This window comes from Legionella fairfieldensis ATCC 49588 (assembly GCF_000621525.1).
GTDB lineage: Bacteria > Pseudomonadota > Gammaproteobacteria > Legionellales > Legionellaceae > Tatlockia > Tatlockia fairfieldensis.
Map to the genome: position 1 here is coordinate 36,011 of NZ_JHYC01000025.1, position 20,000 is coordinate 56,010.

Genomic DNA, 20,000 nt, shown 5'->3' on the forward strand with positions numbered 1-20,000 from the left:
ATAGCAATAGCAATAGCAATAGCAATAGCAATAGCAATAGCAATAGCAATAGCAATAGCAATATTAAAACAGGGATGCCGGTAGTTGAACCGTTGATTGATGGTTACTATCCTGCTTATCCGCCTACTGCACCAGCAACCGGTGAACAAGCCGCTTTAATTAAACGTGGTGAATATTTGGCTAGAATGGGCGATTGTATTGCTTGTCATACCAATGTTAAAGAGAAAACGCCTGCTTTTGCCGGGGGATTACCTATTAATACACCGTTTGGTACTTTTTATAGCCCTAATATTACTCCTGACAAGGAAACGGGTATTGGTAGTTGGTCGGAGGCTGATTTTATCCGGGCTATGAAAGAAGGGCGTGATCCCCACGGACGCAATTACTTTCCTGTTTTTCCCTATATTTATTTTGCCACCATTACTGATGATGATGCGCGGGCACTCTATGCTTATTTTATGAGCATTCCTGCCGTTAAACAAAAAAATAAGGCATTACCTTTTCCCTTTAATGTGCCTGGAGCACGATTTTCTCTTTGGGGCTGGAATTTATTATTCTTTTATCCTGAGAGTGAGCCGTTTACCTACGATAAAACGCAATCACCAGCCTGGAATCGCGGCAAATATATTGTTGATGGGTTAGGGCATTGCAGTATGTGTCATACTCCATTGAATGTCTTTGGCGCACCAAAAAACCGTTTTTATTTGACAGGAGCGTTCATTGATGGCTATTGGGCTCCCAATATTACCAAATTCGGTTTAGATTCAGCCAGTCATTATGAAATTGCCGATGTGTTTTTACGAGGGCAATTAATTAATAAGGCTGGCCCTGTTGCGGGTCCCATGGCGGAAGTCAACCACAATAGTCTGAGTTATCTGACAGAAGATGACCGGCTGGCAATTGCCACTTATCTAAAGACGGTGGTCAGCGAAGAGCCTTTAGGTATCGCGGGTTCTGAAGCACAGCCTACACTAAAGAGAGGGAAACAGGTTTATGTTCACTCCTGCATTATTTGTCACCAAAATGGTGAAATGAGTGCTCCTGTGATAGGTGATTCTTCAAATTGGTATTTACGCTTGAAACAAAGTGGCTTGACTGGTCTTTATCGTCATGCCATTAATGGTTATAACAGTATGCCTGTTAAAGGTGCTTGTGTGACTTGCTCTGATAATGATCTTGTTGCTGCTGTGGATTATATTTTACGCAAGTCATTAACGCGATCGCAATGGAGTGATTTGACCACCGGCGGAGCTGCTAAATATCCATCCAGTGGCAAGGAAATTTATGATGAAAATTGCAGTATGTGTCACAATGATGGTCAACATGGTGCTCCCAGAATTGGTGACAAAATAACCTGGAAACCTTTGATTGCTAAAAATATGGATGTCCTGATTGAAAATACCGTAAAAGGTAGCGATCATCCAAAAAATGGCGGTTGTAAACATTGCACTACTGGTGAGGTTATCGAGGCAATCAAATACATGGTGAGTCAATCAAAAGCCGAAGGTAATTATTCCTTATGGTAATTTGTTCTTCATGGATTCAAATCAGTATAAATAAAATTAATCATCAGTCATGATGGAATAAGATTCTGTAAGTATGAGTCACTTGCAGGTAATTCTATAATCTGACTATTTGAAGAGGTGAGAAAGGGGATGCTAAACAGGTTTAAGGTAAGCAAGGTGCTTGCCGCCGTGATTGGGCTGGTATTGAGCCAGGCGACAAAGGCTGAGGCGGATAACTGGCAGTTAAATATGTATAAGGGCGTTACCCCGCTGAGTCGGGAAATGTATGATTTACATATGATTGCGATGGTAATCTGCGCAATTATTGGTGTAGTTGTATTTGGCGTAATGATTTATTCTCTCATTCATCATCGGAAGTCGAAAGGTTATAAGCCAGCGGCTTTTCACGATAATTTTCGTCTGGAAATTGTGTGGTCAATAATTCCCTTTTTGATTCTTGTGGGGCTTGCTATTCCTGCTACCAAAGTATTAATGCGTATGGAAGATAACAGTGATTCGGAAGTCACTGTTAAAATAGTAGGTTATCAATGGAAATGGCAGTATCAATATCTTGATCAGGGAATCAGTTATTTCTCTAATTTGGCAACTCCCTATGCTCAGATCCGTAATGAGCAAGATAAAGGAGAATGGTATTTGTTAGAAGTGGATAAACCATTGGTTTTACCGATTAATAAGAAGGTTCGTTTTCTTGTTACTTCTAACGATGTAGTGCATTCCTGGTGGGTGCCTGAATTAGGCGTGAAGCGAGATGCTATACCTGGATTTATGCATGAGGCGTGGGCTCGCATAGAAAAACCCGGCGTTTATCGTGGGCAATGTGCTGAATTATGTGGTATTAATCATGGTTTTATGCCGATTGTTGTACAGGCTGTTAATGAAGAGGAATTCAATCAATGGGTCGCCGGCCAGATCAAAGTTAAGGATCAATATGCAGCTTTGGCGACTCAACCAGAAGCTCAGCCTGGTATGGAGCGCGCTGATTTGATGAAGCTGGGTAAACAACAATACGATCAGATTTGTGCTGCCTGCCATAGAGCAGATGGCAAAGGGTTACCTCCTATGTATCCTGCTTTAAAAGGTAGCTCGATTGCTGTAGGCAAGCCAATATCTCGTCATATTTCCATGATTCTAAACGGTGTTCCAGGTTCTGCCATGCAACCTTATAGAGACCAGCTGACGGATAGAGAGATTGCCGCAATCGTTACGTATGAACGTAATGCATGGGAAAATAATACCAATGATATTGTTCAACCGGCGGATGTAGCGAAAGTACGACTGGCTAATACCCAGCAACCCAAAATGGTAAAAAAGGCTAAAGTTGGAGGTTTAAGATGAGTCAAACGTTAGCGCATGATGTTGACCATGAAGAGCATGGCCCAGAACAAGGAAAGGGAGTAATCGGTTTTATAAAACGCTGGTTATTTACTACTAATCATAAGGATATTGGTACGCTTTATTTATGGCTGGCAATAATCAGTTTTTTCGTCGCGGGGACAATGGCGTTAATTATCAGGGCGGAACTCTTTCAGCCTGGCCATCGTTTTGTCGATCCTAACTTTTTTAATCAGATGACAACCCTGCATGGTTTAATCATGCTTTTCGGTGTGGTAATGCCTGCATTTACCGGTATGGCAAACTGGCAAATTCCTATGATGATTGGAGCGCCAGATATGGCATTGCCACGATTAAATAACTGGAGTTTCTGGATTTTACCTTTTGCTTTTATCCTGCTTGGTTCTACCATGTTTCATAGTGGTGGAGGACCTAATTTTGGCTGGACTATGTATGCTCCTTTATCAACCAAGTTTGCTCCTCCCAGTACAGACTTCATGATTTTTTCTGTGCACATGATGGGTCTTTCATCGATAATGGGTTCAATCAATATTATTGCGACTATTCTTAACATGCGTGCACCTGGTATGACTTTAATGAAAATGCCGATGTTTGTCTGGACCTGGTTGATTACCGCTTTTCTATTGATTGCTATCATGCCGGTTCTTGCTGGTGCAGTAACAATGATGTTAGCTGACAGACATTTTGGTACCAGTTTTTTTGAAGCTGCCGGAGGTGGTGATCCTATTTTGTTCCAGCATGTTTTCTGGTTTTTTGGTCATCCTGAAGTGTATGTGCTTGTTTTGCCTGCGTTCGGTGTTATTTCTGAAATTATACCGACTTTCAGTCGTAAACCTTTATTTGGTTATCATTTTATGGTGTATGCTACGGTAAGCATTGCCTTATTGTCCTTCATCGTGTGGGCTCACCACATGTTTACTACAGGTGTACCTTTAGGGGCCGAATTATTTTTCATGTATACTACTATGCTTATCGCGGTGCCGACCGGTATTAAGGTATTCAACTGGGTTAGTACTATGTTTAAAGGAGCGATGACGTTTGAAACCCCCATGCTTTTTGCCATTGCCTTTGTATTCCTTTTTACAATAGGTGGTTTTACAGGACTGATGCTGGCTTTGGTGCCCGCTGATTATCAATATCAGGATACTTATTTTGTAGTGGGCCATTTTCATTATGTACTTGTTCCGGGCGTAATCTTTGCTTTGCTTGCTGCAACTTACTATTGGCTACCCAAGTGGACAGGTCATATGTACAATGAACGTTTAGGGAAATGGCATTTCTGGCTGTCCGTTATTTCCGTCAATATCGCGTTTTTTCCTATGCACTTCTTAGGTCTTGCTGGCATGCCACGCCGTATTCCTGATTATGCATTACAATTTACCAATTTTAATATGATCTCATCGATTGGCGCTTTTATCTTCGGTTTTTCTCAGTTACTGTTTTTATATAATGTAATTGCAACCGTACGTGGAAAAGGCCCAAAAGCCAGCGGCCGGGTTTGGGAAGGAGCGCGCGGATTGGAGTGGACTTTGTCTTCACCGCCTCCTTATCACAGTTTTGTAAAGCCACCGCATGTTGAATCGACTCATTTGCATCATTATTAAAATGATTAATAGGTAATTTCATGGCCTGACGTTGATAATCAGGACATGATAGTTGAATAAATAAAGAGCAAAGGCTCGTTAGTAGAAGGGCGAAGTGCAATGGCTGTAAAAAGTCATACAAGACTGATTGTCACCCTGGCTTTAATAACCCTTGCCATGTTTGCTTTTGGTTTTGCTTTAGTTCCTATATACAATAGTTTGTGTAAGACTTTTGGCATTAATGGCAAACCGAATAGTGAAGCGGTAGTTTATGAACCTTCAGCAAGCGTTAAACAAGACCGCGAAGTATGGGTTGAATTTGTTGCTACCAATAATGGCGGCATACCTTGGGCTTTTTATCCTAAAATTTCCAAGATAAAAGTGCATCCCGGTGAAATTACTAAACTGGCTTTTTATGCTGAAAATAAAAGTGGACATCGAATGACGGTGCAGGCGATACCGAGTATAACGCCCGGCATTGCTGCCAAGTACCTGAAAAAAACAGAATGTTTTTGTTTTACGCAACAAACATTAAATGGGCATGAAGCGATGGATATGCCGCTATTATTTCATCTGGATACGGATTTACCAGCCAATGTTAAGACAATTACCTTGTCTTATACTTTGTTCGATGTAACTGATAAGGTAATTAATTAATGGAGAACTACAGTGCTGTGTGGTTACCGTATCGTGATTAGACAACAGGAGAAATGTATATAATGGGAGAGCATGGTACTTATTATGTTCCTAAACCAAGTCATTGGCCTTTATTAGGTTCTATTGGTCTTACCACTACATTGGTTGGGGCAGCATCCTGGCTACATCATGATTGGTATGGTCCTTATTTTTTTGTTTTGGGTCTAGGGATCTTGATATTCATGATGTTTGGCTGGTTTGGTCAGGTAATTTATGAAAATCAAAAAGGCGTTTACGATCTGCAAGTAGACCGTTCTTTCCGTTGGGGAATGTGTTGGTTTATCTTTTCGGAAGTGTGTTTCTTTGGTGCATTCTTTGGTGCCTTATTTTTTACCCGCTATTGGTCTGTCCCTATTTTGGGTGGTGATTATCATTCCATCACTCATATTACGCTTTGGCCTAACTTTACCGCACAATGGCCTTTACTAAATAATCCTGATAATCAGGTATTTTTTGGAGCCAACGAAGCAATGGGGGCTTGGGGACTGGCTGCAATTAATACCCTTATTTTGCTGACTTCAGGCGTTACAATTACCTGGGCACATTGGGCATTGAAGCTAAATAAGCGTCGTCAGTTAATTATTGGTATGATTTGTACAATAGCACTGGGTATACTTTTTCTTGCATTACAATCTTATGAATATCATGAAGCCTATACGGAAATGGATTTAACATTGGATGCAGGGATTTATGGTACCACATTTTTTATGCTAACAGGTTTTCACGGTTTGCATGTAACGATTGGTACAATTATGTTAATCGTCATTTTATTTCGTTGTATCCGTGGCCATTTTACACCAGAGCGCCATTTCGCTTTTGAAGGCGTTGCGTGGTATTGGCATTTTGTGGATGTAGTGTGGTTATTTTTGTTTGTTTTTGTTTATTGGTTATAAAAGACCTTAGAGTTGTTGATTAACTACTAAGCCTGGTTGATAAGTTATAAAATTGATATGCAATGTATAAGTGAAATTATAGTGAGCAAAATCAAGATCGATGATCGTTGCTTCACCGTGAAAAAATTGTGAGCTAAAAACAACCGGGCTGGCTTTATCGATGTAATCATTGCTGGTTAATTGCATTTTATCATCGGTTAATTCCAATAAAAAACAAGCTGCTTGTAAGTGCCCGCATTTTAATTTTACTGCAACAGGTTGCATGGGTTTAATTTGCATTGTCTCTCCATGAGATCTGTGGCAAGCAGAAGCATTCACAGGATATGCACACGTCCTCTTTGCAGGTCTTGTTCCATAAATAGTCCTTTCTACGCAGGCGTGAGTTCTCTAAAATTAGGGGCATGCTGAATTTGTAGATAGATTTCCGCCTATGTGAGAAAGATAGTGGCGTTAAATACCGCATAATTACATATCGCGAACATTTACGATTTGTAAGTATCCTTATATTTTTGCGACTTAAGTCTAATTTGCATTGACTTAACCTGATCACGCTAATTTCCATGCATCCATGTTATATTCTTTATATCGCATTACCTGCTAAAAACTTGAGCATTATTAGCTTAATGTTTGTAAGTGTTCACGGAATAGGTAATTAAGAAGTATATAACGTCAATGTATTTCTCACATAGGCGGGAAACTATCTACAAATTAGATATGGAACAAAGTCTGGAAGAGAAAATTTGTATATCCCGTGAACGCTAATGTTTTCCAGGAACGTTTAACATGGGAGGTATAGAAATTGGAAAGTTTGACCGAACAGTCAAGAACAAACGTTATTCAGAATTAATTAGTCGTTGAATTAAACTCTGTAAATTTTGCATGGTGTCATAATGAATGACTAAAGTCCCTTTACCTTCCTTTTCAGAGTTTATTTTAACTTTAGCTCGCAAATGTTCTTGCAAAAGGCGTACATTTTCTCTCAGAATCGGGCTGAGTTCAGATTTATTTGAGGCTGGAGTTACGCCTTCCTTAATACGACTAACCAGTTTCTCAGTTTCGCGGACGGATAAATGTCTGGCTACAATGAGTTGTGCTACCTGGTTTTGTTGATGTTCATCAAGCATAAGTAACGCACGAGCGTGTCCCATATCAATCTGGCCCTGCTCTACAAGAAGCCGTACTTCGCCACTTAAGCTGAGCAGGCGCAAATAGTTACTGACAGCGGCCCGTGATTTACACAGTAAATCGGCTACTTGTTGATGGGTTAGTCCGAATTCGCTGGTAAGACGATGCATTGCACGAGCCTGATCCATCGCATTAAGATCTTCGCGTTGTAAATTTTCAACCAATGCCATAGCCATGGCCGTTTCATCGTCAACTTGACGAAGTATGACGGGAATTTCAGTTAAACCAGCCAGCTTGCTTGCACGCCATCGCCTTTCACCAGCAATAATTTCGTAGCGGCCATCAGTGATTTCACGGACGATCAATGGTTGTAATAAACCCTGCTGCTTTATAGAGGCTGCTAATTCAGTAAGAGGAACTTCCTCAATTTCCCTGCGAGGTTGATATTTTCCTGGCTGTAAGCAAGTTATCGCTAATTTCAAACCATGTGCTTCCGATTTTTGCGTAATCAAATCAGGGGTCGAATTCCCCAGTAAAGCAGATAAATTACGCCCCAGGCCGCCACGTTTCACTGTCATAAATACCCCATCTAAGCGACCGTTGTCTGTCGCGAAATAACTTCCGCAGCCAATACCATATAAGCAGCAGCGCCGGGTGATGATTTATCATAATGTAACGCTGGCATACCATGACTGGGTGCTTCAGCAAGCCGTACATTCCGGGGAACCACTGTTCGATAGACCTTTGAATTAAAATGTTCTAATAGTTGCTTTGAAACCTCCGTGCACAAGCGATTCCTTGTATCGTACATGGTACGAAGAACCCCTTCTATATGTAGACGCGGATTCACCGAGGCTCTAATTTGTTCAATAGTAGAAAGTAAGGCGGCTAGACCTTCCAAAGCATAATATTCGCATTGCATAGGGATTAGCACGGAATCAGCGGCGACAAATGCGTTAATAGTCAGTGTATTTAACGCAGGAGGACAATCAATCAGGATAAAATCATAAGCACTTTGTATGGGTTGCAATGCTTTAAAAAGAAAGGTTTCTCGATGATCGCGCTCCATTAAACTGACTTCAGCTACCGTTAAATCACTATTCGCAGGAATTAACTCAAAACCCGCACCAGTTGTCAGACAGGCCTGTTCAGCCAGGCAATCACGTAGCAATACGTCATTAGAGGTATGTACCAACGCATTTTTATCGATGCCGGAACCCATCGTTGCATTGCCTTGAGGATCGAGATCTATAAGCAAAACAGACTGATGATTAGCTGCCAGAGAGGCTGCCAAATTGATTGCAGTCGTGGTTTTACCTACTCCGCCTTTTTGATTGGCAATTGCTATAACCTTCGCCATAATGAGTCCTTGTCTGTATTTTCGATAATCACACAACAACGCTCGCTACCCAGTTCTGGTACTGTGTAAGTGTGAACTTTATAGGGTAGATCAATATCTGTTAATTCATTTTCAGGGTAATGACCCTTCATAGCAAGCCAGATACCCTTTTTGCTGATAAGATGATGTGTCCACTTTAACATTTGCGCCAGTTCACTAAAGGCTCGGCTTGTTACTGTATCAAAATCAAATGCTGGGCGGTAGTTTTCGGCGCGATTTTGTATTATTTCAATATTATTTAATTTCAAGTGGCGCTTAACTTCCTGTAGAAAACGGGTTTTTTTACCATTACTATCTAGTAATACAACATTCAGATCAGGTCTTGCCAATGCTAATGGAATACCTGGCAAACCAGCGCCTGTACCTACATCAAGAACGCGCTCCCCTTGAATCCATGGCATGATAGCAAGGCTATCGAGAATGTGGCGAGGAATCATGTTTTCCAAATCTCTGATAGCAGTTAGGTTATAAGTTTGATTCCATTTTTGCAATAAAGTTAAATAATGCAATAGCGGATCAACAGCTATTTGCAAGCCAAGTTGCTCTATACCTGCTATCAGTTTTTGTTGAAGGACTGCAGAGAGGATCATGCCATTGCCCGGTGTTTTTTCAAATGCACTAAAAGAAGGGATAATGCGGCTGGTGTTACACCTGATATGCGACCTGCCTGGCCCAGGGTCGCTGGTTTTATACGCATTAATTTTTGAATAACTTCCGTTGATAAACCCGAAACCTTATCATAATTCAGGTCAGCAGGTAATTGCGTATTTTCATGTTTACGCAAACGCTCAATTTCCAGTAATTGACGCTCAATATAGCCTGCATATTTACTTTGAATCTCTACTTGCTCTGCAACGCTCGCTGTTAATTCAGGTAAATCAAGAGCGCTAATAGCCTGTAAAGCCTGATAATTAATTTCAGGACGCTTTAATAAATCAGCGGCACGGCAATCTTGTTGCAGAGGATTTTCAAGAAAAGAGCCTAGCGCTTCATTATTTGTAACGCGAACCCACGTATCTTTCAATCGATTCTGAGCGTGGACAATTGCTTCGCGTTTTGCGCAGAAACGTTGCCAACGCTGGTCACTCACCAAGCCCAGCTCTCGTCCTTTTTCGGTCAGACGCAGATCGGCATTATCCTCCCGTAGCAAAAGGCGATATTCAGCTCGCGAGGTAAACATTCGATAAGGTTCCTGGGTACCACAAGTGATCAGATCATCCACCAATACGCCCATATAAGCCTCATCGCGGCGTGGGCACCAGAGTGCCTTCTCGTTAACGTGCAGCGCAGCATTCATTCCTGCGATCAGACCTTGGGCGGCGGCTTCTTCATAGCCAGTAGTTCCATTAATTTGTCCGGCGAAAAAAAGATTTTTAAGGGGTTTTGTTTGTAAAAAAGGAGTTAAACCTCTGGGATCAAAATAATCGTATTCTATGGCATAACCAGGACGGGTAATATGGGCATTGGCAAAGCCTTGTAAAGTACGCACAAATTGTACCTGTACTTCAAAAGGCAGGCTGGTGGAAATACCATTCGGATAAATTTCATCAGTGGTTAATCCTTCAGGTTCAACAAAAATCTGATGAGATAATTTATCAGAAAAGCGAACGATTTTGTCCTCAATAGAAGGACAATACCGAGGTCCTACACCTTCAATAACTCCAGCATACATAGGGGATTGGTGCAAATTAGCGCGAATAATATCATGCGTTGCCGCGGTTGTATGACTAATATAACAGGGTAGCTGTTGGGGATGGTCTTCAGTTTTACCCAGGTAAGAAAAAACGGGGACAGGGGTGTCACCAGGCTGTATGGTCATTTGGCTGTAATCCAATGAGCGGCCATCAATTCGCGGAGGGGTTCCTGTTTTCAAACGCCCTACGGGTAATTCCAACTCCCGCAACCGTCTGGCTAAAGCAATAGCTGGAGGATCACCTGCCCTGCCCCCGGCGTATTGATTCATACCGATATGAATTTTACCGCCTAAAAAAGTACCTACAGTCAAGACAACCGCGCGAGCGCGCAGGGTTAAACCTATTTGAGTGACAACGCCAGTCACCCGTTCGCCCTCAACCAGTAAATCGTCAACAGATTGCTGGAACAATGTTAAATTGTTCTGACTTTGGAGTAATTGTCGAATAGCCTGGCGATAAAGTACGCGGTCAGCTTGAGCGCGAGTGGCACGGACTGCTGGCCCTTTAGAGGCATTAAGCGTGCGGAATTGGATGCCTGCCTGATCAGCAGCCCGGGCCATAACGCCATCCAGCGCATCGATTTCTTTCACAAGATGGCCCTTCCCGATACCACCAATTGCGGGATTGCAAGACATTTGCCCCAGCATGTCCATGTTATGGGTAAGAAGCAGAGTTTGAGCACCCATACGCGCAGCGGCAAGAGCAGCCTCTGTCCCGGCGTGCCCGCCACCCACTATAATAACATCATAATATTTTTCAAGGTTCATAAGAAGGAAGATAATTGCGCAACAAATCGTGCAATTATACACTTTTTTATCAACATACCAATCTATTTGAATGGATATATTGGTAGTTTTGCTTTGTGCCTGACAAAAAATTCAAAGAGTGCCGAATTGCCGACTTTCGTGGGCAATTCGTGTCAATGGCTATTTTTTGTCCGAGACAAAGGTAGTTTTAACGTTAAGCATTGTTGTCTTTTGATACAAAAGGTCTTTGTTCCTCTGGTACTCCTTCTGGTGTATTCGTTTTAGGACTCAAAATTTTATAGAAAGACCCCCAAAACCCATTAGTTTCTGGCCGTGGTTTTTCAGGCATAAAATGTTCTAAAGATGGGGCAGATTCGAAAGCAGCATAACGAGCTTCATTAAACTCTGGTAATTTTGCGGCTTGGGGTTCAAAACGATTAATTATAACATAAGCAGCCCATGCCAAGGTTAAAGCAGCAGCGATAACACCTATTCCTGCTCCCAAAGGTAGAAACATTAGAGAAGCAAAAATAACCGCTGGAATAAATGCATCAACCAGAATTGAGCGAACGAGTTGCATGGTCTGAAAACGTGCTATTCGTTGATGATAATCGGATTTTGCTATCGAGTTTTGCAAGTCAAGATAAAGCAGTTTTTTCATATTTTCATCATTTGGATCAGAAAAATTTTTATTTTTAATCGCCTTAAATTTATTAAGGATTTCATTACAGTTATCCAGTTGATCCGCTTTTGTTTCGTTGGATTTGGCAATATTGATACTACCGCTTACCGCTGCGTACGCAACTGTAAGGGCAAAAGACAAGGCTGCTCCAACAAAGCCAATTAATAAAGATGTAGCAGGCAAAATTGCAGCTGGTGGGAAGAAGAAGCTGCAAAGAACGCAGAAGGACATGATTAAGCCCATGGAGTAAGCTAAATCATTAAATCGAGTATAACATTTATATTTCCACTCGAATTCAGCTTTTCTCTTCATTTTTTTCTGCTGATTCAAGGCATCTTGCAGGTCATCCAATTGTAATTTGAGTTTTTCTAGTTTTTGTTCTTTATCGGTTGCAGTACTTATTCCTGCATTATACAGTTCGTTTTGCAGTGCCATAACACGGTTTTCCAATTTTTCCATGTCGTGTTGCAGGGCTTGCATGTTTTTATTATGTTGAGTACTTTCTTCCCAGAAGGTGCGGGCTAGCAGAACCAAATCAATTAATAACAAAGCAGCAGTCGCAGCATTACCTGCATAACCCAGCATACCACTACCCTTGAGCCAGAAAAAACAGATCAGGTTAGCGGTGGCCCATATGGAGTCATTGAGTAATACAAATTTTCTTTGTTGCCATTGGGTTTGGAAACGCTCCCAGGTAGACGCAGGAAGTGCTTTTTCTTCTTCGTTCATCCAGGGACCTTTAAAGGTATGTTTTAATAAGAGAAGAAGACTGATACCAAAGCGGGTATAATAAAGAATCCAACTCATGTATCCGGCAATCGGCGCTGGTTTCGCCAGATTTTGACTGGTTTGCTGTTTATTTAAAAAATCATCTGGAAAAAGAGCAAGGGCTGAAGCAAGCAAGCCGCCGCCCCAAATCCAATAACGACGTTTGTCATTTATTTCGGTTAACCAATCCGTTAAAGCATGCGTGTTACTATCCATGAATTGCTTGTATTTCTCCGCAAACCATTGAGCGAGAAGAGTCAATCCCAGATATTTTAAATATTTTCCTGACACGGCAAGTTCTTTATCTAACTCTTGAGACAGTGGGTTTCCTTCCATAACTTGAGTTAATTGGCCCAAGAGTTTTTCACAATGAAGCTTGGTTTTTTCAAGTTTGTTAAAATTTTGTTTCCTGCCTTCGGCGCTATCAAGGGCATATTGAGTGCAAAATAAATAATGAGTATATTGTATTTGCTTTCTTAATCTTTTTTGCTGTACTTTGGTTAAAAATATGAAACTTGCAGGATTTACATCGGCTAATTGGTCGCCATAGGAAGCACATAAAAGAGCCAAATCAGCTCGTTGCTTGGCTGCGTTTGGTATATTTGCGTCTGCTATTGCAGTCTCTAAGTTTACGTTTTTCCGATAGAGAGTTTCAATATTGTCAACTTCATCACTGAGTAATGCAACCGAAGTAACGATTGCTATAGAGTCATAGTTAGTGCCAGTCATGATATCATCTCTCTAATAACAGCCGGGGCGACTGAAAGTATATGCAAAAAGTGCACAATGTTCTTTTTTATAACATAGCATAGATTAGTGCTACAAGTTATTAAATGAAAAATTTACACTATTGATAACTTATTTACTAAAGTCAGAGTGTATTTAACGTTTTTAAGTTTTAATTGGATAATTCATGAAAAAAGCAGTTGTTCTATTGTCGGGTGGGTTGGATTCGACTACTTGTCTGGCTATAGCAAAATCAATGGGTTTTGCATGTCATGCACTTAGTTTTGCCTATGGGCAACGCCATGTTTCCGAATTAGCTGCTGCTCGTCGCGTTGCTGAACACATCAGGGTTGCTGAGCATCGAATAGTCTCTTTAGATTTGGATCAGTTTGGGGGATCTGCTTTAACTGATGATGCTATTGCAGTTCCTGACTACATAGCGGAAGATGAAACGATTCCCGTTACCTATGTACCTGCACGAAATACTGTTTTTTTAAGTATTGCTTTGGCGTATGCAGAAGTGCTTGATGCAAGAGATATTTTTATTGGGGTAAGCGCCGTGGATTATTCAGGTTATCCGGATTGTCGTCCTGAATTTATAGCCGCTTTCCAAACATTGGCTAATGTAGCAACTAAAGTGGGGGTTAATGGTGATTTATTTACAATTCATGCACCTTTGCAGCATTTAAGTAAGGCGGAAACTATTCTTGCTGGCGTACGTTTAGGAGTAAATTATGCTCCAACGGTATCCTGCTATCAAGCAACAGTAAGTGGCCAGGCTTGTGGTCGATGTCCTAGTTGTAATTTCCGTAAAGAAGGGTTTATTGCAGCTGGAGTCAATGATCCCACCTGTTATGTGTAGAAAGTAAAGTATTTACAAGTTGCAGACGTTGAAGAGAACCAATATCGGCCCAAAATCCTTGATGGATTTCCCCGGTAGCCTGATGTTGTGAGATTATATCGTGCAAGAGCGAAACAACGGAATATCGTCCGGTTTTACAGCGATGAAATGCTTGTGGACGATAACAGGCAATACCTGCAAACGTATATTTTTTATTTTGATTACCAAGTTGGCCCTGTTTCGTCAAGCTAAAATCGCCTTGACTATTATGTTCAGGATTACGAACTAATACCAGATGGGCCATTATATCTTGTGCTATCTGTAAAGACCCAAAATCATAATCTGTAAAAATATCGGCGTTGATCGTGATAAAAGGCTGGTCGCCTAACAAAGGCAAGGCATTGTAAATGCCACCGCCAGTCTCAAGTCCTCCGGGTGGTTCTGGTGTATAGCAGATTTCTATTCCCCATTGACTACCTTTACCCAGGTAACGACGAATTTGTCCTCCAAGATAGGCATGATTAATGACAACACGCTCAAAACCCGAATTTGCCAGTTTTTCTACATGGTGCTCGATGAGAGGTTTTTTTTGTACAGGACACATGGCCTTTGGTGTTTTTTCGGTGAGTGGTTTTAATCGTTCACCTCTACCGGCGGCTAAAAGCATTGCTGTTTTCATGGTAAATAAATCCGATTTTGCATGAATTGATAGAAAGGGTTTAGTTCTTCATAATTTGCAAGGCAAGTCATCACATAGTGCAATGTCAACGGTAAATCGCGTAAATAATTGGGTTTGTTGTCACGCAAATGTAAACGCGAGAAGATACCCAGCACTTTCAAGTGACGCTGTAAACCGCAAAAATCAAAAGCACGGATAAAATCGGATAGATTGTAGTGTTTGGCTACAGGTGCCTGTTGATGGAAATCTGCCAGCCAGGTGTTCACTCGTTCGGGAGGCCATTGAATATAACAATCTTTTAATAATGAAACCAAATCATAGGTAAACGGTCCATACATGGCATCCTGAAAATCAATAACACCTAATTCGTTCTTTGAGGGAAGCAGCATGATATTACGAGAATGATAATCTCGATGAATAAAAACCCGAGGCTGTAAACTGATTTCATGACTTAACCAGTCAAAGGTTTCAGCCAGTAATTTATTTTCTTGTGGGGTAAGTTTTAATTTGAGATAAGCGTGTAAAAACCACTCAATAAATAGATTAAGTTCAGATAAAATAAAAGGTTTATCAAAAGAAGGTAACTTTTCCGCGATGGACGCAGGGCAGCTTTGTATATTAATTAGCGTCTGCATCGCTGTTGTGTATAGTTTATCGGCGGTTTCAGGATTAAGTTCATTGAATAAAAGGGTATCACCAAAGTCATCAAGCAATATAAATCCCTGATTTTTATCCAGAGTATGAATTTTGGGTGTCCGTACGCCGATAGTTTCCAACAAATTTGCAATGGTGATAAAAGGTTCAATAGTTTCTTTGTCTGGGGGTGAATCCATAACAATTTGAGTCGTATCATTATAATAGAGACGGAAATAACGCCTGAAACTGGCATCACCTGCTAAAGGCTGTAAAGTAAATGAAGCTGGTGTGAGTAGCCGCTCCAGCCATTTGCCAAGTGCGTTTTGTCGATTATGCATGTTATACTCCTCAGCCTTAATTGCTTTGCACTAACCATGTTTACAAGTAAATGCGATAGTTAGTGCCTGTGAATCATAAGGTATTTTGGCAACGGTGAACATTAGCTTTGACTCGATTCTACAAAAGATACATAAAATAATCCGATCACGTTATCTACCTGCGGTTGCTCTTATTGTAAGTGGCATGATGGCTGGGATGTATCAGGTGATGAGTCACGCTGCAGAAATAATGGCAGAACCTGTTCAAGCTTGCGTGATAGCCCGGAATGTTGAGCTGACCGCGGCGGTTCGCTCCCGTTTTGCGCGATGCCTGGGATGGCAGGATGATACCTCTTATTCTCTTTGCAAAGGTTCCTATCAGGTTCCAGATATTACCCCTCTTCCCGATGATGAAGTGCGAATTATGGCAAACGAGGTTTCTTTTTACAATGAAGGCCGGTCAAAATTATCTGGAAATGTAGAAGTGCACCAGACCGATCGGGTTGTCAATGCACAAACGGCTTATGTTTATCGCGATGCTAAAACCAATCAGGTCAAACAAATTGAATTACTGGGCGAAGTACGCTACCTGGAAGCGGATAAGTTATTGATTGCAAGAAAGGCCATTATTAACCCTCAGGACAAATCGGGTAAGGTAGAAGATGTTTTATACCGTGTTAATTCTCCAAAACGGGGTGCTGTGTTACCTGCCTGGGGGCGGGCCAGCCTGGTTGAGCGTTTTGCAAATAAAAACTATCTATTACGTCAGGCTACTTACACCACGTGTGCTCCTCAAGACAAAGCCTGGCAAATTGAAGCGGACAGCATTATTCTCGATGACGCAAATGCCACTGGTGTTGCCCGGAATGCTAAATTACGTATTGCCAATTGGCCTGTTTTTTATACGCCGTATTTAACTTTTCCTACCTCCAAAGCACGTAAATCAGGATTTTTAATGCCTGTAATCGGCAGCAGTAATGTAGGCGGTTTTGATTTGGCTTTACCCTACTATTGGAATATGGCGCCCAACTATGACGCAACGATTATTCCCCATCTTTATTCAAGGCGTGGGCTAATGATGGGTGGCCAATTCCGTTATTTAACCCGGAATTCTTTGGGCATTATTAATGGGCGATTTTTACCCCATGATCGAGTGTATAGTAATTTTTTACAAAATAATGTGATGTTGTATCCGCAGTTACAAGGAAAATCGAGTGATCGCTGGTCGTTTCAAGTGCAGAATAGTACGGTTTTGAACCCCGATTTGCATTTAGGAGTTGATGTTCAACAGGTTTCTGACGATTATTTTTTACAGGATTTTAGCAGTAATCTGGCCATTCTAACGCAAAGACAATTATTACGTCAGGGCGATTTAACCTATACTACGCCCCATTGGTTGTTTCGTGGTATGGTACAAAGTTATCAAACCTTACATCCTCTTAATGAAACGCCCATTGAGAATGTTTATCAGCGATTACCTCAGTTAATGGCGTCTGGGGCTTATGATGAACTTCCTTTTAACGGTAATTTTGCCTTATTGGGACAATTTGATTATTTTCAATGGCCAGATAGCAGTTTATTCAGGCCACAAGGCCCTCGTTATCATTTAAATCCGGTCTTATCCTTTCCACAAATGAAGCCGTGGGGATTTTTTACGCCCACGGTTGAGTTTGTCGAAAGTTATTACGAGGTTCATCGGGAAGTTTTTCGTCGCGAATCGCAATTTAATCGGGCTATACCTCGTTATAATATTGATAGTGGTCTGTATTTCGAGCGTCAAACTTCTTATGCAGGTAAGGCATTCACCCAAACGTTGGAGCCTCGTCTCTATTATTTGCGCGTTCCTTTTCATAACCAGACGCCCATTCCTGTTTATGATTCGGCTTATATGATTTTTAACGCAGATCAATTATTTCGTACCAATCGTTTTTCTGGTTTTGATCGTATTGGTGATGCTAATCAGCTTTCTTACGCGGTAAGTTCGCGTTGGCTATCTGATGCTACGGGAAGTGAAAAAGCGAGCGTAACAGTAGGTCAAATTCGTTATTTTGCTAACCGACGAGTGCAGTTGTGCCAAAGCAGTATTTCTCCTTATTGTTGGGATAATCCTCTTTTTCTGGGTTATTTATCCCCTTTGGCGAAATCGTCACCCTTTGTGACCCGAGGGGTGTATCATTTTAACCCTGCATGGATTGTGACAGGAGATTATGCTTGGGACCCTTATACCAGAGGAACCAATAATGGCCATGTGAATTTTCACTATCAACCAGGCCAAAATAAAATTGTTGAAATAGGTTATACCTATCTGGTAAATGGGGATATTACCAAGGTCGCATACAGCAACATAGAGAATAATCCTTTACACCAGGGAACTTTTGCCTATGCCTGGCCCTTTAATGCAAATTGGAGTACTTTAGGCGCTTACAATTACAACATCAGTAAGCGTTATGAAATGATGTCTTTTTTTGGTGTGCAATATGATAGTTGTTGTTGGGCGCTGCGTTTACTTGGAGGGCGAGCTTTTCGTAGTTTAAATTCTGAATTACAACCACGTTATAACAATAATGTCTACTTGCAGGTTTTATTAAAAGGGTTAGGCTCAGCAGGGACAAGCGATCCTTCCAGCAGAATACTTACTTTTTTACCCGGGTATGTAGATAGTTTTCGCCACTAAAAATATAATAGTTCAATAATTGATGTAAATTCATCAAGATTGCTTGTATTTTGTTAATGAATACCCTAAATTGCCATCAATAATTTAAGTATATATAAATTACATAGAGGATAATTTGCATGGTAAAGCGGATTGTTTTTTTGCTGTTATGGGTGCCAATATTTACGGTTAATGCACAAACTCTCGATAAAGTAGTGGCGGTTGTTAATAACGGTGTAATTACAGAAAGTGAATTAAATGCTCAAGTTGAACTATTAAAGCAACAACTTCTTGCTAAGAAAACTCAACTACCTGCCGAAAAAGTCTTACGTAAACAAGTCTTGCAGCATTTAATTGATGTGGATTTACAGCTGCAATTAGCCAAGCAAAATGACATTACCGTTGATAGCACTGATTTAAACGATGCGATTACCAAAATTGCTACCAGTAACCATCTGACGTTGACTCAATTGCGGCAGGAAGTTGAAAAACAGGGTCTTGGCTGGCAAACGTTCAGGGAAAATATCCGTAAAGAAATATTGATTAGTCGTGTGCAGCAAAAGGCCATTGGCAAGGATATCCCGGTAGTGTCTTCAGAACAGGTTGAAGATTATTTGAAAACCGCCCCTCCTGATAATAATCCACAGCAAACGTATCATTTGCAAAATATTGTTATCCCGGTTCCAGAAGAGCCAACGACCGAACAGCTCAAAAAAGCTCAACGCAAAGCAAATACTTTATTGACCAAACTAAAGCAGGGTGATGATTTTAGTCGATTGGCTATCGCAGAATCGAGCGGAGAGTTTGCCTTGGAAGGAGGCGATCTTGGGATGCGTCATTTAGCTGAGTTGCCTGAGATTTTTGCACGGGAAGTGATAACAATGAAAGTCGGTCAAGTTGCTGGCCCGCTACGAACAGGAAACGGTTATCAATTAATTAAATTAATTGCTGTGGGTAATGGCGAGCAACGCCATGAAGTAACAAAAACCCATGTTCGACATATTTTGCTAAAGCAAGCGGCAAGTATGACTAAAGAAGAGGCCCTTAAACAAGTGAATAACTTATACCAGCAGCTTAAAGCGGGGAAAGATTTCTCCCTTATGGCCAAGCAATATTCCCTGGATGCTGCAAGTGCAGTTAAAGGGGGCGATCTGGGTTGGGTGAATCCGGGAGAGCTTGTACCTGAGTTTGAAAAAGCGATGGATGCATTGCCAGTTCACAAAATTAGCAAGCCAATAAAAACAGTTTTTGGCTGGCACATTATTGAAGTATTGGAACGTAAGCAAATCGACGATTCTGAAACTTATAAACGTCAACAAGTGAGACAGTTCTTACAACAACGCAAATTTACTGAAGCAGTACAAAATTGGCAACAGCATATACGTGCTGACGCGTACATTAATATTGCTGATAAGGAATTAGCGTGAAACCACTCCTGATTAGCAGTGGAGAGCCAGCAGGAGTCGGACCTGATTTATGCCTGGCTCTTGCGACGCTTGCTATTCCTGTTGTAATTTTAGGCAATAAAGAATTATTTGCTCAGCGAGCAGAAGAATTAAATCAAACAATAACCCTAATTGATTATCAACCTGATGTTCCTGTCATACCCCGAACAAATCATTTAACTATATTATCGCTTCCCTGTGCTGAACCGGTTGTTACTGGAAAATTAAATCCCGTTAA

At 41.1% G+C, this 20,000-nt stretch carries 17 protein-coding genes (1 of these 17 cut by a window edge); 9 read left to right on the top strand and 8 right to left on the bottom strand.

Going from position 1 to position 20,000, the window contains the following annotated elements; translation table 11 throughout:
- The first annotated feature begins 74 nt into the window (after positions 1-74).
- The 5 genes from T345_RS0107835 to T345_RS0107855 all read left to right on the top strand — a co-directional run bounded on the left by T345_RS0107835 (position 75) and on the right by T345_RS0107855 (position 6,051).
- Entirely contained in the window at positions 75-1,526 is a 1,452-nt protein-coding gene (locus tag T345_RS0107835) for a c-type cytochrome (protein ID WP_084273766.1), read from the top strand.
- A 129-nt stretch (positions 1,527-1,655) separates the two neighbouring features.
- Entirely contained in the window at positions 1,656-2,861 is a 1,206-nt protein-coding gene (coxB, locus tag T345_RS0107840; protein ID WP_028388862.1) for a cytochrome c oxidase subunit II, read from the top strand.
- Positions 2,858-4,483: a cytochrome c oxidase subunit I gene (ctaD, locus tag T345_RS0107845; protein WP_028388863.1), complete on the top strand. Its 1,626-nt coding sequence runs from the start codon at positions 2,858-2,860 to the stop codon at positions 4,481-4,483. Before coxB ends, ctaD begins: the two co-directional genes overlap by 4 nt.
- 99 nt (positions 4,484-4,582) lie before the next feature.
- Positions 4,583-5,119 carry a cytochrome c oxidase assembly protein gene (locus T345_RS0107850; RefSeq protein ID WP_028388864.1) on the top strand — a complete coding sequence of 179 codons (537 nt, stop codon included), beginning with the start codon at positions 4,583-4,585 and terminating at the stop codon, positions 5,117-5,119.
- Between the two features lie 62 nt (positions 5,120-5,181).
- Complete coding sequence (locus tag T345_RS0107855; protein ID WP_028388865.1) at positions 5,182-6,051, top strand: cytochrome c oxidase subunit 3; 870 nt, start codon at positions 5,182-5,184, stop codon at positions 6,049-6,051.
- A gap of 6 nt (positions 6,052-6,057) precedes the next feature.
- Here T345_RS0107855 and T345_RS0107860 read toward each other — a convergent pair whose 3' ends face one another.
- The 6 genes from T345_RS0107860 to T345_RS0107885 all read right to left on the bottom strand — a co-directional run bounded on the left by T345_RS0107860 (position 6,058) and on the right by T345_RS0107885 (position 13,194).
- Positions 6,058-6,330, bottom strand: coding sequence for a hypothetical protein (locus T345_RS0107860; RefSeq protein ID WP_028388866.1), 273 nt, complete (start codon positions 6,328-6,330; stop codon positions 6,058-6,060).
- A 554-nt stretch (positions 6,331-6,884) separates the two neighbouring features.
- On the bottom strand, positions 6,885-7,754 hold the full coding sequence (locus tag T345_RS0107865) for a ParB/RepB/Spo0J family partition protein (protein ID WP_028388867.1): 870 nt from the start codon (positions 7,752-7,754) through the stop codon (positions 6,885-6,887).
- Positions 7,755-7,765: 11 nt separating this feature from the next.
- Positions 7,766-8,536, bottom strand: a complete 771-nt coding sequence (locus tag T345_RS0107870) for a ParA family protein (protein WP_028388868.1) — start codon at positions 8,534-8,536, stop codon at positions 7,766-7,768.
- Positions 8,521-9,165 carry a 16S rRNA (guanine(527)-N(7))-methyltransferase RsmG gene (gene rsmG / locus T345_RS0107875; RefSeq protein WP_028388869.1) on the bottom strand — a complete coding sequence of 215 codons (645 nt, stop codon included), beginning with the start codon at positions 9,163-9,165 and terminating at the stop codon, positions 8,521-8,523. Before rsmG ends, T345_RS0107870 begins: the two co-directional genes overlap by 16 nt.
- Complete coding sequence (gene mnmG, locus T345_RS0107880) at positions 9,162-11,036, bottom strand: tRNA uridine-5-carboxymethylaminomethyl(34) synthesis enzyme MnmG (protein WP_028388870.1); 1,875 nt, start codon at positions 11,034-11,036, stop codon at positions 9,162-9,164. Before mnmG ends, rsmG begins: the two co-directional genes overlap by 4 nt.
- 193 nt (positions 11,037-11,229) lie before the next feature.
- Positions 11,230-13,194 carry an AAA family ATPase gene (locus T345_RS0107885; protein WP_028388871.1) on the bottom strand — a complete coding sequence of 655 codons (1,965 nt, stop codon included), beginning with the start codon at positions 13,192-13,194 and terminating at the stop codon, positions 11,230-11,232.
- A gap of 184 nt (positions 13,195-13,378) precedes the next feature.
- Here T345_RS0107885 and queC point away from each other — a divergent pair, with 184 nt between their 5' ends.
- Entirely contained in the window at positions 13,379-14,053 is a 675-nt protein-coding gene (gene queC, locus T345_RS0107890) for a 7-cyano-7-deazaguanine synthase QueC (RefSeq protein WP_028388872.1), read from the top strand.
- Here queC and murU read toward each other — a convergent pair.
- The gene (gene murU, locus T345_RS0107895; RefSeq protein WP_028388873.1) at positions 14,028-14,711 is read right to left on the bottom strand and encodes an N-acetylmuramate alpha-1-phosphate uridylyltransferase MurU; all 684 of its coding nucleotides are present in this window, start codon (positions 14,709-14,711) and stop codon (positions 14,028-14,030) included. The genes queC and murU overlap by 26 nt on opposite strands.
- Entirely contained in the window at positions 14,708-15,685 is a 978-nt protein-coding gene (locus T345_RS0107900) for an aminoglycoside phosphotransferase family protein (RefSeq protein WP_028388874.1), read from the bottom strand. Before T345_RS0107900 ends, murU begins: the two co-directional genes overlap by 4 nt.
- A gap of 184 nt (positions 15,686-15,869) precedes the next feature.
- On the opposite strand from T345_RS0107900, the gene T345_RS0107905 reads away from it, so the two are divergent.
- The 3 genes from T345_RS0107905 to pdxA form a co-directional block, all read left to right on the top strand.
- The gene (locus tag T345_RS0107905; protein ID WP_035918496.1) at positions 15,870-18,338 is read left to right on the top strand and encodes an LPS-assembly protein LptD; all 2,469 of its coding nucleotides are present in this window, start codon (positions 15,870-15,872) and stop codon (positions 18,336-18,338) included.
- A gap of 119 nt (positions 18,339-18,457) precedes the next feature.
- Positions 18,458-19,744: a peptidylprolyl isomerase gene (locus T345_RS0107910; protein ID WP_028388876.1), complete on the top strand. Its 1,287-nt coding sequence runs from the start codon at positions 18,458-18,460 to the stop codon at positions 19,742-19,744.
- Positions 19,741-20,000 carry the beginning of a 4-hydroxythreonine-4-phosphate dehydrogenase PdxA gene (gene pdxA, locus T345_RS0107915; RefSeq protein ID WP_028388877.1) on the top strand. Its footprint extends 718 nt past the window's final position, so the window shows 260 of its 978 coding nt (coding positions 1-260); the start codon lies at positions 19,741-19,743; the stop codon falls past the right edge of the window. Before T345_RS0107910 ends, pdxA begins: the two co-directional genes overlap by 4 nt.

Bases quoted from the DNA above. Each gene is read 5' to 3' on its own strand.
- T345_RS0107835 (WP_084273766.1), top strand. From the start codon at position 75: ATGCCGGTAGTTGAACCGTTGATTGATGGTTACTATCCTGCTTATCCG.
- coxB (WP_028388862.1), top strand. From the start codon at position 1,656: ATGCTAAACAGGTTTAAGGTAAGCAAGGTGCTTGCCGCCGTGATTGGG.
- ctaD (WP_028388863.1), top strand. From the start codon at position 2,858: ATGAGTCAAACGTTAGCGCATGATGTTGACCATGAAGAGCATGGCCCA.
- T345_RS0107850 (WP_028388864.1), top strand. From the start codon at position 4,583: ATGGCTGTAAAAAGTCATACAAGACTGATTGTCACCCTGGCTTTAATA.
- T345_RS0107855 (WP_028388865.1), top strand. From the start codon at position 5,182: ATGGGAGAGCATGGTACTTATTATGTTCCTAAACCAAGTCATTGGCCT.
- T345_RS0107860 (WP_028388866.1), bottom strand. From the start codon at position 6,330: ATGCAAATTAAACCCATGCAACCTGTTGCAGTAAAATTAAAATGCGGG.
- T345_RS0107865 (WP_028388867.1), bottom strand. From the start codon at position 7,754: ATGACAGTGAAACGTGGCGGCCTGGGGCGTAATTTATCTGCTTTACTG.
- T345_RS0107870 (WP_028388868.1), bottom strand. From the start codon at position 8,536: ATGGCGAAGGTTATAGCAATTGCCAATCAAAAAGGCGGAGTAGGTAAA.
- rsmG (WP_028388869.1), bottom strand. From the start codon at position 9,165: ATGATCCTCTCTGCAGTCCTTCAACAAAAACTGATAGCAGGTATAGAG.
- mnmG (WP_028388870.1), bottom strand. From the start codon at position 11,036: ATGAACCTTGAAAAATATTATGATGTTATTATAGTGGGTGGCGGGCAC.
- T345_RS0107885 (WP_028388871.1), bottom strand. From the start codon at position 13,194: ATGACTGGCACTAACTATGACTCTATAGCAATCGTTACTTCGGTTGCA.
- queC (WP_028388872.1), top strand. From the start codon at position 13,379: ATGAAAAAAGCAGTTGTTCTATTGTCGGGTGGGTTGGATTCGACTACT.
- murU (WP_028388873.1), bottom strand. From the start codon at position 14,711: ATGAAAACAGCAATGCTTTTAGCCGCCGGTAGAGGTGAACGATTAAAA.
- T345_RS0107900 (WP_028388874.1), bottom strand. From the start codon at position 15,685: ATGCATAATCGACAAAACGCACTTGGCAAATGGCTGGAGCGGCTACTC.
- T345_RS0107905 (WP_035918496.1), top strand. From the start codon at position 15,870: ATGATGGCTGGGATGTATCAGGTGATGAGTCACGCTGCAGAAATAATG.
- T345_RS0107910 (WP_028388876.1), top strand. From the start codon at position 18,458: ATGGTAAAGCGGATTGTTTTTTTGCTGTTATGGGTGCCAATATTTACG.